The following is a 17,150-nucleotide window of genomic DNA, read 5'->3' as shown; positions in this document are numbered from 1 at the left end:
AGGTCCCTTTCTATGTTCGACTATCTCATTGTGGGAGCCGGCTTTGCTGGTAGCGTTTTGGCCGAGCGCCTGGCGACCCGTAGCAACAAAAAAGTGCTCATCATCGACAAGCGCAACCACATTGGGGGGAATGCTTACGACCATTATAATGATGCGGGCATCATGGTGCACAAGTACGGTCCGCACATTTTTCACACCAACTCGAAGGACGTGTTCGACTACCTCGGCAATTTTACCGAGTGGCGCCCTTATGAGCACCGCGTGCTAGCTTCGGTAGATGGCCAACTGGTGCCAATGCCCATTAACCTCGACACCATCAATAAGCTGTACGGCCTAAACCTGACCAGCTTCCAGGTAGAGGAGTTCTTCCAATCGGTGGCCGAGGATGTGCCAGTTGTTAAGACCAGCGAGGACGTGGTAGTGAGCAAAGTGGGCCGCGAGCTGTACAACAAGTTTTTCAAGAATTACACCAATAAGCAGTGGGGCCTGGACCCCTCGCAGCTGGACAAGAGCGTGACGAGCCGTGTGCCTACCCGCACCAACCGCGACGACCGCTACTTCACCGATACCTACCAGGCCATGCCCCTGCACGGCTACACCCGGATGTTTGAGAACATGCTCAACCACCCGAATATCAAGGTAATGTTGAACACCGACTACCACGAGGTTATCAAATTCATCCCCTTTAAGGAGATGATTTTTACGGGTCCGGTAGACGAGTATTTCGACTTCAAGTTTGGCAAGCTGCCCTACCGCTCGCTCGAGTTCAAGCACGATACGCTGAACGAGGAGAAGCACTTGGCCGCCCCGGTGGTCAACTTCCCCAACGAGCACGCCTACACGCGCATCACCGAGTTTAAGGCCCTCACCGGCCAGCAGCACCCCAAAACGGCCATCGTGTACGAGTACCCGCAGGCCGAGGGCGACCCCTACTACCCCATTCCGATGCCGGAGAACGCCGAGCTGTACGCCAAGTACAAGAAGGCGGCTGATGAAACCCCCGGTGTGCACTTTGTGGGCCGCCTGGCTACCTACAAGTACTACAACATGGACCAGGTGGTGGCCCAGGCCCTGACGCTGTATAAGAAGCTGACGGACAAGGACGAAGCGGCTAAACCCGCCCGCCCGGCCATTGCCGGCTCGTCGTCGCTGGTGGAGAAAATCGTGAACCGCGAGCCTTCGAAAGAGTAGTAGCCCTAGGGCCCCTGACTACGTAAGAAAATGCCCTACCAGCTCGGTAGGGCATTTTTGCTTTCTACCCTTTTTCCACACCGCCCGCTATGCAGCCGTTCAAAATCAACGTACCCGAACCCGCGCTAACCGACCTGCAAAACCGCCTGGCCCACACCCGCTGGCCCGACGAGGTAGAGGATGCCGGATGGGACTACGGCACCGACCGCGCGTACCTGAAGCAGTTGGCCGACTATTGGCAGCACAGCTATGACTGGCGCGCGCAGGAAGCCAAGCTCAATGCCTTTCCGCAGTTCAAGGCCGAGGTAGCGGGCCTAGGGCTGCATTTTCTGAAAATAGAAGGCCAGGGCCCCAACCCGCTGCCGCTGCTGCTGACCCACGGCTGGCCCGATTCCTTCTTTCGGATGCTAAAGCTCATTCCGCTGCTCACCGACCCGGCGGCGCACGGTGGCCGCGCCGAAGACGCCTTCACGGTGATAGTGCCCGACCTGCCGGGCTACGGCTTCTCGGACCGGCCCGCGGAGAAAGGCTACGACGCCAAGCGCATGGCCGACGTGCTACATGAGCTAATGGCCAAGACCCTAGGATATAAGCAGTTCGTAGCGCACGGCGGCGACTGGGGCAGCAGCATTACCGAGCAGCTGGCGCTGCACCACGCTGGCTCGCTGCTGGCCATTCACCTCACCGACGTGCCCAGCACCCACGCCAAGTCGGCCGATAAGCTACCCGACTTATCGCTGACAGAGAAGGCCTGGCTGGTGAAAAACAAGGCCTGGCAGGAAAAAGAAGCGGGCTACCAGAAGATACAGGGCACTAAGCCCGAGACGCTGGCCTATGGTCTGAATGATTCGCCGGTGGGCCTGCTGGGCTGGATTATTGAGAAATTTCACGCCTGGAGCGACAACGATGGCAACATCGAGCACACCTTTTTGAAGGACGACTTGCTCACCAACGTCATGATTTACTGGGTAACGCAAACCATTGGCTCGTCGGTGCGCCTCTACTACGAAACCATGCACAATCTGGCCCTAGGGGCCCCCACTCACGTGAGCGTGCCCACTGGCTTCGCCATCTTCCCGAAAGACATCACGCCCGCCCCGCGCGAGTTTGCCGAGCGCTTCTTCAACGTGCAGCACTGGCAAGAAATGCCCCGCGGCGGCCATTTCGCCGCCTTAGAGCAACCCGGCCTGTTGGCGGCCGACTTGCGCGAGTTTTTTCGGCAGTTTCGGGCTGCCCATTAAGCCCGGCGGCCGCTAGCCCATCCAATTAACTCACGCTATTAGCTACCTCATGAAACGCTTCCTTTTTGGCCTGCTGCTGGGCCTAGGGCTGCTGGCCGGCGCCGCCCAGCCAGCCCAGGCTCAGCGCGGGTATTATCGGCGCGGCTACTACCGGCCGCGCCCGTACCCCAGGCCCTACTACTACCGGCCGCGCTACTACCACGCCGCGCCTTATCGCTACTACGGCGGGCGCTCTTACTACCGCCCCAGGCCCTACTACTACCGGCCGCGGCCCCGCTACTACCGCCGGCCGGCCGTCATTATCCGGCCTTGAAGGCCGTAGCAGGGCCCTAGGACAGCTGCCACGCACCAGACTGCCAAAGTTGCAGCGCTTAAAACCCCGCACTCTTTTTGAGTTAGCGGGGTTTTATAGTTTACGGCGCGCCGCCCGGTTCGGCGGGCAGGCCGTAAATTTGCTCGGAACGCGCCGCTTTATTCCTGTAAATAATTCCCCCGATGTTAGATTTCCTTGGTAAAACCGTCGCCAAGCTGTTTGGCTCCAAAGCTGAGAAGGACCTCAAGGACGTGGTGCCTTACGTGGCTCTCATCAACGCTGAATATGCCAAACTGGCTGGCCTGACCGACGACCAGCTTCGCCAGCGCACCCAGGAAGTTCGCCAGCAAATCGACGGGCAGCTTAGCGGCCTCGACGGCCAGATTGCCGGCTTGCAGGGCCAGATTGATGACCAGCCCAACCTGGACGTCACTCGCAAGGAGCAGCTATTCGAGCAGATTGACGTGCTGGAAAAGCAGCGCAACAAGGACCTCGAAGCGGCGCTGCTGGCGGTGCTGCCCCAGGCCTTTGCCATCGTGAAGGAAACCGCCCGCCGCTTTGCCCAAAACGGCCAGTTGGTAGTAACGGCCACCGACCTGGACCGCGACTACGCCGCCTCGCACCCGAACGTGACGTTTCAGGGCGACAAGGCCATTTGGAGCAATAAGTGGCTGGCCGCCGGTGCCGAGATTACCTGGGATATGGTGCACTACGACGTGCAGCTAATTGGCGGCGTGGTGCTGCACCAGGGCAAGATTGCCGAGATGGCCACCGGTGAAGGCAAGACGCTGGTGTCGACCCTGCCGGCCTTCTTGAATGCCCTAGGGGGCCGCGGCGTGCACCTAGTAACGGTGAACGACTACCTGGCCAAGCGCGACTCGGAGTGGAACGCGCCGCTGTTTGAGTTTCACGGCTTGACGGTGGACTGCATCGACAAGCACCAGCCCAACACCGACGCGCGCCGCAACGCCTACCTGGCTGATATCACCTACGGCACCAACAACGAGTTTGGCTTCGACTACCTGCGCGACAACATGGCCCGCGACCCGCGCGAGCTGGTGCAGCGCAAGCACCACTACGCCATGGTGGACGAGGTGGACTCGGTGCTGATTGACGATGCGCGCACGCCGCTCATCATCTCGGGCCCGGTGCCCAAGGGCGACGTGCACGAGTTTTTGCAGCTCAAGCCCCGCATTCAGCGCCTCGTGGACGAGCAAAAGAAGCTGGTGCAGAGCTACCTGGTGCAGGCCCGCAAGGCCATTGCCGAGGGCAAGACCGGCGCCACCGAAGATGGCAAGGATGGCAGCGGCGGCCTAGCCTTGTTCCGCGCCTACCGGGGCCTGCCCAAGAGCAAGCCGCTCATCAAGTTCTTGAGCGAGTCGGGGATGCGCGTGGTGCTGCAGCAGACTGAAAATCACTACCTGGCCGACAACTCGCGCCAGATGCCGGAGGCCGACAAGCCGCTGTTTTTCACGATTGACGAGAAAAACAACCAGATTGAGCTGACCGAGAAGGGCATCGACCTGATTACGGCCCAGGGCGAAGACCCGCACCTGTTCATCATGCCCGACATTGGGGTGGAAATTGCTAACATCGAGAAGGCAGACGCCCTGACCGCCGAGGAGAAGCTCCAGCAAAAGGAGCAGTTGCTGCAAGACTACCAGGATAAGAGCGAGCGGGTGCACACCGTGAACCAGCTGCTGAAGGCCTACACCCTGTTTGAGCGCGACGACCAGTACATCCTGAGCGAGGACGGCAAGGTGAAAATCGTGGATGAGCAGACCGGCCGCGTGATGGAAGGCCGCCGCTACTCCGACGGCTTGCACCAGGCCATCGAGGCCAAGGAAGGCGTGCGCATCGAGGATGCCACCCAGACTTACGCCACGGTAACCTTGCAGAACTACTTCCGCATGTACCATAAGCTGGCCGGCATGACCGGCACGGCCGAAACGGAAGCGGGCGAGCTGTGGGAAATCTACAAGCTCGACGTGGTGGTAATTCCGACCAACCGCGTGATTTCGCGCCAGGACCAGCATGATAAAGTGTACCGCACGGTACGCGAGAAGTACAATGCCGTGGCCGAGGAAATTCAAGCGCTTGTGCAAGCCGGCCGCCCGGTGCTGGTAGGTACGACGAGCGTCGAAATAAGCGAGCTAGTGAGCCGCATGCTGAAGCTGCGCGGCATCAAGCACCAGGTGCTGAACGCCAAGCAGAACCAGCGCGAGGCCGAGATTGTGGCCGCCGCCGGCTACCCCGGCACCGTGACCATTGCCACCAACATGGCCGGCCGCGGCACCGACATCAAGCTGCGCGAAACCTCGCGCGAGTCGGGGGGCCTAGCCATCATCGGCACCGAGCGCCACGAAAGCCGCCGCGTAGACCGCCAGCTGCGGGGCCGCGCCGGCCGCCAGGGCGACCCCGGCTCGTCGCAGTTCTTCGTATCGCTGGAAGACAACCTGATGCGCCTGTTCGGCTCGGAGCGCATTGCCAAGCTTATGGACAAGATGGGCATGGAAGAGGGCGAAGTGATTCAGCACTCGATGATTACCTCCTCGATTGAGCGCGCCCAGAAGAAGGTGGAGGAAAACAACTTTGGCATCCGCAAGCGCCTGCTGGAGTACGACGACGTGATGAACGCCCAACGCGAGGTGGTGTACCGCCGCCGCCGCAACGCCCTATTTGGCGAGCGCCTGGAGCTGGATATTTTGAACCTGGTGTATGACGTGAGCGAGGACATCGCGGCCGGCAACAAAACCACCAACGACTACGCCAGCTTCAAGCTGGCCGTGGTGAAGGACTTCGGCTACGAGACCCACATCAGCCAGCAGGAATTTGCGGCCTTGGCCGCGCCGGCGCTCACGCAGAAGCTCTACGACGAGGCTGTGGGCTACTACGACAGCAAGAACGAGCACATCGGCAGCAATGCCATGCCGATGATAACCGACCTGCTGCGCCAAAACACGCACTACGAGAACGTGGCCATCCCCTTCACCGACGGCCGCAAGCACACCCAGGTGATTGCCAACCTGCACCGCGCCGAGGCCACCAATGGCCTCGATATCGTGCGCCAGATGGAAAAGGGCGCCGTATTGAGCACCATCGACGATGCCTGGACCCAGCACCTGCGCCAGATGGACGACCTGAAGCAGGTAGTGCAAAACGCGGTGTACGAGCAAAAAGACCCGCTGCTGGTGTATAAGTTCGAGGCCTTTGAGCTGTTCAAACGTATGCTGGGCAAGGTGAACCACGAAACGGCCAACTTCTTGTTCTACGCCGACGTGCCCGTGGCCGCCGAAGCTGGCTTCGCCGAGCCCGAGTTGTACTTCGACGACGAGGAACTGCCGCTGCCCACCCCACAGCCTAAGCTGAAAGTGGAAAAGGCCGTGTCGGATACCTCCTTAGGGGCTGGCCCCGAAGACATTGACCAAGCCGCCGAGCTGGGCCTCAATCCTCAGGTGTTGAAGCAGGAGCCCGTGCGCAGCCAGAAAGTAGCCAACCGCAACGACAAAGTGACCGTGCAGTACATGGACGGCACCTTGAAGCGCGACGTGAAATACAAGACCGTGGAACAGGACCTGGCCGACCAGCGCTGTGTGCTGGTAGAAGAGGCCTAGGGCCCCCTGGCAGGTGACTGCAGAGTAAAAAGCTTGAGCGTTAATGCTCAGGCTTTTTTTGTGCTACCATAAGCAACGTTGTTGGTAGCATAACAAGTCTTAAATAAAAAAATAAGCTAGCGGCATCAGTGATAAGCTAATACGTGTTAACTTCCTCTCGCTAACGCACTTCATTACCCTAATTCAATTCTTTTCCTCATGAAACACTTGTTCTTTAGCTTGTTACTAATTCTGGTGGGGTTGCCTGCTGCGCGCGCTCAGGTTCCGACTTGGCAGTTAGCTATATCCCTAGGGGGCGGTTGGTACTCTGAAGTAACAGCCGTGGCTACCGACGCGGCAGGCAATGTGTACATAGCCGGCTGGTTTTCCAACAGCAGTTTGGTTCTGGGAAGCATTACGCTTTCCAACTCCGTAACCAGTGGCAGTACCGTAGGCTTTAGCAAAGATGCCTTTGTGGCTAAATGGAGCCCTGCCAGTCAGGATTTTGTATGGGCGCAACGGGCGGGCGGCAGCACCGACGGCGACTACGTGTCGGCGCTGGCCACAGCCGGTGATGCCGTGTACGTAGCTATCAGCTTAGTAAATGCTCCAACCGGTCTGGGTGGCAGCCCGGCCAGCAATGGGAGCTACCTTACCAAGCTCACTGATGCTGGCGCGCTAGTGTGGACGCAGCCAATCGGAGGCCCGGCATCCTCGCTGGCTGTTGCTAGGGGTGCGGTGTATGCAGCCGGGTACTTTGATGGTATGGCTAGCTTTGGCAGCACTAGCTTTCCCAACACTGGCAGCAATAATTTGTATCTGGCTAAACTCATTGATGCTGGCCCTGCCAGCAGCTACGCCTGGACACTTCCGACTAACTATGCCTTTGGCAATGCGGTAGCTGTGGCAGGCAACAATATATATCTGGCTGGCTCGTACTATAATACTACACTGCTGGGCAGTAAGCAGCTAACTGACGAGGGGGCTTTTGTAGCCAAGCTTATTGATGCTGATACTGGCCCTAAGGTTAGTTGGGTGCTACCAATGACTGGCAGCCAAAAGGGAAATGGCATTGGAGCTAATGCATTGGCGGTTAGCAATAATCGCGTATATGTGGCAGGTTCTTTAGTAGGTACTGTCGAGGCAGGTAATACACGTCTTACCAGCTTTGGGCCACAAGACCTTTTCGTGGCTCAACTGACCGATGAGGGGAACGCCGCTAGCATTGGCTGGGTGAAGCAGGCCGGCGGTGTGGGCAGCAACAGCGTGGCTCGCGCTGTAACAGCTATCGGTGGTGCTGTATATGTCGCAGGTATTTCGGGTAACTCCTTCAGCTTTGATGGCAATGCGGCAGCGAATTCAAATACTAGCGGCGTAGTAGTAGTTAAGCTGGTGGATAACGACGTAGCTGGTAAAATTATCTGGATGCAGCAAGCTCCCGCGCGCTACACTGTCGCCTGCAACGCATTGGCCATTAATGATAATAGGTTATATGTAGGCGGCTTAATCGGTTCAGGCTCTACCTTTGGGGCATTGCCTTTTCCTGCCACTGGTGGCCCGGCAGCCTACCTAGCTGCGCTGGCCGACAAGCAATCGTTCGACACGGAGTTGGCAACCACCACTTCGACAACCTTCGCCACGCTTACCGTGACTCCTAATCCGGCCCGCGGTGTTGCAATTATGCACATTTCGGCCGCAAATTCGGCTACGTTTGCACTGCTCGACGCCCTAGGCCGGCTCGTGCGCTCGGCTTCTATACCAGCGGGACACGATTACCAACTAGAGTTAAATGGGCTAGCACCGGGCATATACGCGCTGCAAGTACAATTAAGCGGCGAGCAGGCTGTGCGGCGATTGATAATAGAATAGCTGCCTCGCCCTAGGGCGTACCTTTGCGGTATGCCCGCGCCCGCAGAAAACCTCGCCGCCACCCTCGACCATACCTTGCTGCGGCCCGACTGCACCGAGGCCCAAATAGTGCAGCTTTGCCAGGAGGCCCGCATCCACGGCTTTGCCAGCGCCTGCGTGCCGCCGTGCTACGTGCCGGTGGCCGCCCGCGAGCTGAGCGGCTCGGGCGTGGCGGTGTGCACGGTTATTGGCTTTCCGCTGGGCTACAACAGCCCTAGGGTGAAGTTTCGGGAGGCCGAGATTGCGCTGGCTGAAGGGGCCACCGAGCTGGATATGGTGTTCAACGTATCGGCCCTGAAATCGGGCCAGCTCGACGCTGTGCGCGCGGAGGTGGAAGACTTGGCCGACTTGGCTGAGGTAAACAACGCCTTGCTGAAAGTCATCATCGAAACGGCCTTGCTGACGGAAGAGGAGATGGAAACGGCCGCCCGGCTGTGCGCCGAGGCGGGCGCGCAGTTTGTGAAAACCAGTACCGGCTTCGCCAGCCGCGGCGCCTCGGTGGCCGATGTGGAGCTGCTGCGCCGCGTGCTGCCCGACTACGTGCGCATTAAGGCCAGCGGCGGTATCCGCACCCGCGCGCAGGCCCTGGCCCTGCTGGCCGCCGGGGCTGACCGCCTGGGTACTTCCAACAGCCTGGCTATTATTGAAATCGATGAACCGACGTCTTCCTACTAAAGCCGCGCCGCTACTGGGCCTGGTGGGGCTTGTGGCCTGCGCCACCACCAAGCCCGCAGCCCAAACTGCGCCTGCCGATACCACGCGGCCGGCGCCGGCCGTCATCACGCCCGGCACGCCCACCGAAAACCTGGCAAAGTACCGGCCCGTGTTTGCAGCAACTGGGGCGGGGCCGGCCACTGCCCCCGCTGCTGGCGCGGCCCCGGCCCCTAGGGTGCCCGCGCCGCCAAAGGCCCCCGCGCCCACCAACCAGGTAAATGCCCAGGTGGAGCAGCGCCTGCGCGACCAGGCCTTCACCAACGAGAAGGTGAAGTACACCAGCGGCTACCGCGTGCGCGTGTACCTGGGCCTGGAACGCGACCAAGTAATGAGTATTCGGCGCCAGATTATTGCGCGCTACCCCGACGAAACCGATTACATCACCTTCAAGCAGCCCGTATACCGGCTCTACATCGGCGATTATACCAACAAGCTCGACGCGGCGCGGGGCCTAGCGCGGCTGCGCCCGCTGGCGCCCAAGGCCGAGTTGGAAGCCATGCAAGTGCTGGTGAATAAGACGCCCTAGCTTTTCTTAAAGGGCAAGCTCCTGTAGCATTTGTGCCGCGAAGCCCGCCATTCCCTCCAATGATAGCATCACTTAAAGCCGCCGCTGAGACCCTAGGGCCCGAACTGTCGGCCGTTCGGCGGCACCTGCACGCCCACCCCGAGCTTTCCTATAAAGAGCACGCGACGGCCGCCTTCGTGGCCGACAAGCTGCGGGCAATGGGCCTGAAGCCCCAAACGCTGGCCGACACCGGCGTGGTAGCCCTTATCGAGGGGCAGCCGGGCGGGCCGGTGGTGGCCCTGCGCGCCGACATGGACGCGCTGCCCATTATGGAGCTGAACGAGGTGCCCTATAAATCGACCAGCCCCGGCGTGATGCACGCCTGCGGGCACGATGTGCACACCACTTGCCTGCTGGGCGCCGCCCGCCTGCTGGCCGAGCGCCGCCACGAGTTCAAAGGCACCGTGAAGCTGATTTTCCAGCCCGGCGAAGAACTGCTGCCCGGCGGCGCCTCGCTGATGATAAAGGAAGGCGTGCTGGAAAACCCCGCGCCGGTGGAGATTTTGGGCCAGCACGTGTTTCCGCGCCTGCCAGCTGGCCAGATTGGCCTGCGCCCCGGCCGCTACATGGCCAGCACCGACGAGCTGTACTTGCGCATAAAGGGCCAGGGCGGGCACGGCGCCATGCCCGAGCTGAACCTCGACCCGGTGGTGGTGGCCGCCCATATCATTGTGGCGGCCCAGCAGATAGTGAGCCGCCGCGCCAACCCCAAGATGCCCTCGGTGCTGAGCTTTGGCAAGGTTATCGCCCAGGGCGCCACCAACATTATCCCCGACGAGGTCTACATCGAGGGCACCTTCCGCACCCTGGACGAGGCGTGGCGCACCGAGGCGCACCGGCACCTGCGGCAGCTGTGCGAGGGCCTGGCCGCCAGCATGGGTGCGGTGTGCGAATTGGAAATCCGGCGCGGCTACCCCTGCCTCGACAACAACCCCGCCGTGACGGCCCGCGTGCGCGCCGCCGCCGAGCAGTACCTAGGGCCCGAAAACGTCATCGAACTTGACCAGTGGCTGGCCGCCGAAGACTTCGCTTATTACTCGCAGGTGGCGCCCGCCTGCTTCTACCGCCTGGGCACCCGCGCGCCCGACGGCCGCTTTGCCGCCTCGGTGCACACGCCTACCTTCGACATCGACGAGGCGGCGCTGCCCATCGGCGCCGGCCTCATGGCCTGGCTCACGCTGCAAGAGTTACAAGCGGCAGAGTAGAGTAGGCTTCACAAAGAACGTCATGCTCATCTGGCGTCCGCTTGTCGAAGCATCTCTACCACGCCACCTAGGGGTTATTCGGTAGAGATGCTTCGGCAAGCGGACGCCAGATGAGCATGACGTTCTTTGTAATTATTTACCTGACTTTATTTTTATTCTGTAATGCTTAAAGAATTAACTATCTTATCTATAAGCGTCCTGCTGCTTGGCCCAGCGGCTGCCCAGGCCCAAACCACGCCGGCCTACGACATGAGCGCCACCCACCGTTACGTACAAGCCACCCAACTCTGGCCGCAGGTGCAGGGCGAATTTGTGCTGGCCAACGGCGACTACCTGCTGCTGAGCCTGCGCGGGCAGCGGGTGCTGAACGACCTGGCTGGCGGGCGCAGCCTGGGTTTTGACACGCGGCAGGCCCTGGTAGGCTACGAGAATTTCGGCCGCCGCAATCCTCACTGGAGCTATGGTGCCACCGCGCGGCTGGTGGGCGTGGGCAGCGGGCAGCCGGTAGCGTTTGTGCCCGAGGTACTAGGGCGGCACCGTTCGCCCATCTTCGGCGGCCTCACCCTAGGGCAGCGCTTGAGCGTGGAGCGCACTTTTTCGAGCGGCAGCACCCAGCCGCTGGATGGCGGGCCCGACGGGCAGTTCTGGGGCCGGCTGCGGGTGGACGCCGAGCGGTTGTTCTACGTGGGCGGCAGCCGCGAAACCGGCGTGGCCCTGCGCCCGCGCCTGAGCTACGAGGCCGCCACCCACCTGCGCCTGCAAAAAGCCACCAACGACCCCGACGAACGCACTATTCAGTACACCGCGCTGCGGGGCGAGGTGGGCTTGCGCCTAGGGCCGGTAGTGGATGTAACGCCCTGGTTTGCTTACCAAACGCGCTACCTCGAAACCCTGCCACAATATGACGCAAAGGGGAATGCCACGGCCGGCGGCAAGCTCAACCAGGTATACCCTACTTTCGGCCTCGACTTACGCTTTACGCTGCTGCCCGAGGGCCTGGGGGCCGACCGGCAACAGCTACCCACGCAGCACTAGGGCATGGGCCCGACAAAATGACTGCCTGAGCGATTTCAAAAAACAGGCTTTCATTTACTACAACGGCGCTTTTGGCCTAAATACCCCTAGGTCGCAAAACCTGCTTGCGCAGTATTCGGACTTTTTGGCTTAGCAATTGCCTCGGCACGAAGTTTATTGGATAGCAAGTGTCGCCGCTGCTTGCGGCCCCTGTTTCTGACCAATCACTTCCTACTTACTAATGGCAACTGTATTGTATAATTCCCGTCCTGCGGTGCGCCCTGCTCGCGCGTTCAACTCGCTGCTGAATGAACTGCTGCGCGACAGCCAGCCGGCACCTGCCCAGCCTTCTACCTCGTTTGTACCCGCCGCCGACGTACTCGAAACCGCCGCCGGCTACGAGCTGCACCTGGCCCTGCCGGGCGTAGCCAAAGATGCCGTGAGCATCGACTTCCAGGATGGTCAGCTGGTGGTAAAGGGCAGCCGCCCCGCCCCCGCTGCCGAAGGCGAGGACGCTCCCAAGCTGCGCCGCGTCGAAACCCGCTTCGGCGAGTTTAGCCGCTCGTTCCGCCTGCCCGAAACGGTGAATGTGAAGGGCATCAGCGCCGAGATGGCCGACGGACTGCTGCGCGTGCTCGTGCCGTTCGACACCGAGAAGGTAACGAAGCAGCACATTGAAGTACGCTAAAATAAAACTGAGAAAGCACCCGCCAGGGTGCTTTTTTGGTATTAGAATTGCCTTATTTTCCGCGTAGACGCAACGCACGGGCACGAATCTTTCTCCTGGTAGCGTTGAGTTATTAATCACCACCTAGGGCGGCAAAATTACCCGGCCAGTCGAAAAAGTAGTAGTACTTCTCGGCGGCCGGTTGTTACTTCGCTTTCACTTCTTTTCTTCTATTTTTCTTCTCACCCCAATGCAAGCAAAAAACATGATGCTCGGGCTGTTGACTTCCGCCGTACTGGGCGGGGGCGTGGCCGTAGGGGGGTATAAGCTGCTGGAAACTGAGCCGGGTACCCTGGCCCAGACTTCGGTAGCATCGGACCCCCAGGTTCGCTACACTTCGGCCATGCGCAGCACTGCCTATGCCGCGCCCGAAGGCCTCAACTTCGTGGCCGCCGCGGCCGCCGTGACGCCCGCCGTGGTGCACGTAATGACTGAATATAAGGCCGACCCGCAGGCCTCGGCCCAGAGCCGCGCCATGCAGATGGACCCCTTTCTGCGTCAGTTCTTCGGCGACCAGATACCGCAGATGCGCCGCCGCGGCGGGGACGACGACGAGGAGAGCCAGGGCGGCCAAGGCTCGGGCTCGGGGGTGATTATCGCCGCCAACGGCTACATCGTGACCAACAACCACGTGATTGACAAGGCGTCGAAGATTACGGTGGTGATGGACGACAAGCGCAAGTTTGACGCCGAGCTGGTGGGCGCCGACCCCAACACCGACTTGGCCGTGCTGAAAGTGAAGGCCGACAACCTGCCCTTCGTGAAGTATGGCAACTCCGACGAAACCAAGGTGGGCCAGTGGGTATTGGCCGTGGGCAACCCCTTCAACCTGAACTCGACCGTAACGGCGGGCATCATCTCGGCGAAGGGCCGCAACATCGGCATCCTGGCCGCCCACAACCACGACAACATGGGCATCGAGTCGTACATCCAGACCGATGCCGTGGTGAACCCCGGCAACTCGGGCGGGGCGCTGGTAAACACCAACGGCGACCTGATTGGCATCAACTCGGCCATCTCGTCGCACACCGGCTCGTTTGAGGGCTACGCCTTCGCCGTGCCCAGCTCCATCGTGAGCAAGGTGGTAGACGACTTGCTGAAATATAAGGTGGTGCAGCGCGCGCTACTCGGCGTGCACATTCAGGAGGTAGATGCCCGCCTGGCCTCGGAAAAGAAACTGCCCACGCTGAACGGCGTGTACGTGCAAGGCCTGAACGCCAACAGCGCCGCCGCCGCCGCGGGCCTGAAAATGGGTGACATCATCACCGACCTTAACGGCGTGCCCGTGAATACGGCCGCCCAGTTGCAGGAGCAGGTAGCGCGCTACCGCCCCGGCGACAAGATTAAAGTGGGCTACCTGCGCGGCAACGACAAGCTGCTGACCACCGCCACGCTCTTCAATGCTTCCAATACCACGGCCGTGGTGAAGGAGCTGCCCGCCGATGCGGCCGTGAAGTACGAAGGTGCCAAAATTAACCCCGTAGCCAGCCGCTTGCAAAACCAGCTCGGCATCGAGGGCGGCGCCCAGATTACGGGCATCGACAAAAGCAATTTCCGCGAGACGGGCATGGGTGATGGCTTCATCATCACGCGCATCGACAAAAACCCGGTGCGCAAGCCCGCCGACGTGCAGGCCTACCTCGACCAAGCCAAGGACGGCTCGGGCGCGCTCGTGGAGGGCGTATATCCCGATGGCCGCAAAGCCTATTACCCCATTGGCCGCGAGTAAGGCCCTAGGGTATCAAATTGCAAAAAGCCCCCGCCAGTAGTTGGCGAGGGCTTTTTTATGGGCGATGCACATTGAGACAATCCCATTACTTATCACTATTCACCCGTCATGCTGAGCCTGCCGAAGCATCTCTACCGAACAATGTTGCGCGGTAGAGATGCTTCGGCAGGCTCAGCATGACGGGTGGGGGGGCTATGGCCTCTTACAGCCTACCTAGCCCCTTCCGCGGCCCGGCGCTACCTTCGGGCTCGTATTCTTAGTAGCTAAAAACCGCCCGATGGCCGTTTCTTCCGTTTCCAATCCGCCCGCGCCGCTGTGGCAGCGGGTATGGCCGCACGTGCTGGCCGTGTTGTTTTTTGTGGTGCTGGCCATGGCCTACTTCGCGCCCATCGTGTTTGAGCACCAAACGCTAGCCCAGCACGACATCGCCCAATTCCAAGGCGGGGCGCACGAGGTGCAGGAGTGGGCCAAGACCCACGACGGCCACGAGCCGCTCTGGACCAACTCCATGTTTAGCGGCATGCCCACGTACCTGATTTCGGTGCACTTTCCGGGCGACTTGTTTCTGTACGTGCAGAAGGCCGTGACGCTAGGGCTGCCGGGCGTGGTGAGCAACCTATTTGTGGCGCTGCTCTGCGGCTACGTGCTGCTGGTGGCCCTAGGGGTGCGGCCGCTGGTGGCGGTGGCGGGCGCGGTGGCGCTGGGCTTTTCGAGCTACAACCTGGCTATTCTGGCCGCGGGGCACAACACCAAGTCGTGGGCCTTGGCCTACGCGCCGCTGGTGCTAGGCGGGCTGATGCTGACGCTGCGCCGTAACCGCTGGCTGGGCGCGGCCTTGTTTACCCTGGGCCTCACGCTGAATGTGCGGGCTAACCACCCGCAGATAACTTACTACTTAGGGCTACTGGTGGTCATTTATGGCATTATTGAGCTGGTGGCGTTTGCGCGCCGCGGCCGGCTGGCCGACTACTTTGGGCGCGTGGCGCTGCTGGCGGTGGGCGCGGCGCTGGCCATTGGCGTCAGCTTTGGGCGCCTCTACACCACCTACGAGTACAGCAAGTTCAGCAACCGCTCGCCTTCCGAGTTGAAGGCCCTGCCGCCCGCGCCCGGCCAGCCCGCCGCGCCCAGCGCCAAGCAGCAGGACCGCGACTATGCCTTTGCCTATAGCTACGGCATTGGCGAGAGCATGACGCTGCTGGTGCCCAATTTCTACGGTGGCAGCAGTGCCATGCCCCTAGGGCCCAACTCGAACATGGCGCGCGAGCTGAACAACCTGGGTGCGGGCACCGAAATGCTGGATGCGCTGCCCACCTACTGGGGCGACCAGAGCTACGTGGCGGGCCCGGTGTACGTAGGCGTCATCGTGTGCTTCCTATTTGTGCTGGGGTTGTTCGTGGTGGATAAGCAGACGCGCTATTGGCTGCTGGCAGGCACCATCGTATCGCTGGTGCTGGCCTGGGGCAAGAACTTCGAGACCGTTAACAACCTGATTTTCGACTACCTGCCGGGCTACCGCAGCTTCCGAGCCGTGAGCATGGGCCTGGTGATGGCGCAGTTGGCCATGCCGCTGCTAGCGGCCCTGGCCCTCTCACGCATCTTGCGGCCCCGCGAAGTGCCAGTGCCCCTAGGCGCTGCCGCGCCCGTTGGCACGCCCACCCACCCAGCGCTGGCCAAGGCGGCGCGGGCGGCCGCTGGCGCCCCCACCGAAGTGGTGGGCTCGCCCGAAAACCAGCACCGTACTCGGCAGCTGCTCTACGCCGGGGCGCTGGTAGCGGGCTTTCTGGTGCTGGCCTGGCTGGCGAGCTTCAGCTTCGACTTTAACGGTCCGCAGGATGCCCAGCTGACGCAGGCCGGCTACCCGCCCCAGTTGCTGAGCGCCCTGCGCGCCGACCGCGCCGACTTGCTGCGCAACGACGTGTGGCGCGGCCTGCTGCTGGTGGGCCTGACCCTAGGGGCGCTGTACGGCTACCTCAAGGGTAAGCTCGATGCCCGCGTGGCGGCCGGCATCGTGGTGGCGCTCACCCTGTTCGACCTCTGGACGGCGGACAAGCGCTACCTAGGGGCGCGCAATTTCCAAACCGAAACCATTGCCGAGAGCTTCCAGCCCTCGCCCGCCGACCAGCAGATTTTGCAGGATAAGGACCTGAGCTACCGGGTGCTCAACCTGAGTAACCCCTTCAACGAAGCCAACACGTCGTACTTCCACAAGAGCATCGGGGGCTACCACGGAGCCAAGCTGCGCCGCTACCAGGACCTCATTGAGCGCCAGATTGCCAACAACAACACCGGCGTGCTCAATATGCTGAACGCGCGCTACGTGGTAGTGCCGCCCCAGAAGCAGGGCGAAACCGCCCAGGTGCAGCGCAACCCCGGCGCCAACGGCAACGCCTGGTTTGTGCGCGAGCTGCGCGCCGTGCAGAACCCCGACCAGGAAATGGCGGCCCTTAGCAACCTCGCCACGCGCCGCGTGGCGATGGTGGACGTCAGCAAGTTTCCGCAGGTGAAACCGGCCACTTATACCGATTCGGCGGCCACCATCGCCCTCACCAGCTACGCGCCCGACGCGCTCACCTACCGCTACTCGGCCGCGCAGCCGGGCACGGTGGTATTCTCCGAGATTTACTACGCCGACGGCTGGCAGGCCTACCTCGACGGCCAGCCGGTGCCGCACTTCCGGGTCGACTTTGTGCTGCGCGCCATGCAAGTGCCGGCCGGCGCCCACGAAATCAAGTTCGAGTTTAAGCCCAAAGAGTACGCCATCGGCAACACGGTATCGCTGGCGTCGAGCATCGGCGTGCTGCTGGCGGTGGTAGCGGCTGGGGTGTATGGCTTCCGGCAGAAGGAGCGGGAAGATATTGAGGCTTAGGAATCTAATAAGCTAAGAACGTCATGCTGAGCTTGCCGAAGCATCTCTACCGAACGATACGGTGTGGTAGAGATGCTTCGGCAA

Annotated in this window: 12 protein-coding genes; all 12 read left to right on the top strand. The window is 61.2% G+C overall.

Annotated elements, in window-relative coordinates; all coding sequences use genetic code 11:
• Positions 1-12: 12 nt before the first annotated feature.
• The 12 genes from glf to HHL22_RS19770 all read left to right on the top strand — a co-directional run bounded on the left by glf (position 13) and on the right by HHL22_RS19770 (position 17,066).
• Entirely contained in the window at positions 13-1,191 is a 1,179-nt protein-coding gene (gene glf / locus HHL22_RS23755; RefSeq protein ID WP_206680744.1) for a UDP-galactopyranose mutase, read from the top strand.
• Between the two features lie 89 nt (positions 1,192-1,280).
• Positions 1,281-2,432, top strand: coding sequence for an epoxide hydrolase family protein (locus HHL22_RS19820; RefSeq protein WP_169533121.1), 1,152 nt, complete (start codon positions 1,281-1,283; stop codon positions 2,430-2,432).
• A 49-nt stretch (positions 2,433-2,481) separates the two neighbouring features.
• The gene (locus HHL22_RS19815) at positions 2,482-2,745 is read left to right on the top strand and encodes a hypothetical protein (RefSeq protein ID WP_169533120.1); all 264 of its coding nucleotides are present in this window, start codon (positions 2,482-2,484) and stop codon (positions 2,743-2,745) included.
• Between the two features lie 182 nt (positions 2,746-2,927).
• Entirely contained in the window at positions 2,928-6,359 is a 3,432-nt protein-coding gene (gene secA, locus HHL22_RS19810) for a preprotein translocase subunit SecA (protein ID WP_169533119.1), read from the top strand.
• 198 nt (positions 6,360-6,557) lie between these two features.
• On the top strand, positions 6,558-8,207 hold the full coding sequence (locus tag HHL22_RS19805; protein WP_169533118.1) for a T9SS type A sorting domain-containing protein: 1,650 nt from the start codon (positions 6,558-6,560) through the stop codon (positions 8,205-8,207).
• Positions 8,208-8,237: 30 nt separating this feature from the next.
• Complete coding sequence (gene deoC / locus HHL22_RS19800) at positions 8,238-8,921, top strand: deoxyribose-phosphate aldolase (protein ID WP_169533117.1); 684 nt, start codon at positions 8,238-8,240, stop codon at positions 8,919-8,921.
• Positions 8,899-9,486: a hypothetical protein gene (locus tag HHL22_RS19795; RefSeq protein WP_169533116.1), complete on the top strand. Its 588-nt coding sequence runs from the start codon at positions 8,899-8,901 to the stop codon at positions 9,484-9,486. The genes deoC and HHL22_RS19795 overlap by 23 nt, the downstream gene beginning before the upstream one ends.
• A 59-nt stretch (positions 9,487-9,545) precedes the next feature.
• Complete coding sequence (locus HHL22_RS19790; protein ID WP_169533115.1) at positions 9,546-10,730, top strand: M20 metallopeptidase family protein; 1,185 nt, start codon at positions 9,546-9,548, stop codon at positions 10,728-10,730.
• A gap of 162 nt (positions 10,731-10,892) precedes the next feature.
• A complete protein-coding gene (locus HHL22_RS19785; RefSeq protein ID WP_169533114.1) occupies positions 10,893-11,765 on the top strand; it encodes a hypothetical protein in 873 nt (290 codons plus the stop codon).
• Between the two features lie 220 nt (positions 11,766-11,985).
• Positions 11,986-12,432: an Hsp20/alpha crystallin family protein gene (locus tag HHL22_RS19780; protein ID WP_169533113.1), complete on the top strand. Its 447-nt coding sequence runs from the start codon at positions 11,986-11,988 to the stop codon at positions 12,430-12,432.
• A 229-nt stretch (positions 12,433-12,661) separates the two neighbouring features.
• Entirely contained in the window at positions 12,662-14,200 is a 1,539-nt protein-coding gene (locus HHL22_RS19775; RefSeq protein WP_241738185.1) for a trypsin-like peptidase domain-containing protein, read from the top strand.
• 277 nt (positions 14,201-14,477) lie between these two features.
• Positions 14,478-17,066 carry a hypothetical protein gene (locus tag HHL22_RS19770; protein ID WP_169533112.1) on the top strand — a complete coding sequence of 863 codons (2,589 nt, stop codon included), beginning with the start codon at positions 14,478-14,480 and terminating at the stop codon, positions 17,064-17,066.
• The last annotated feature ends 84 nt before the right edge of the window (positions 17,067-17,150 follow it).

The organism is Hymenobacter polaris (genome assembly GCF_012927305.1).
Lineage (GTDB): Bacteria > Bacteroidota > Bacteroidia > Cytophagales > Hymenobacteraceae > Hymenobacter > Hymenobacter polaris.
This window is presented reverse-complemented; position numbering and strand designations above follow the sequence as displayed.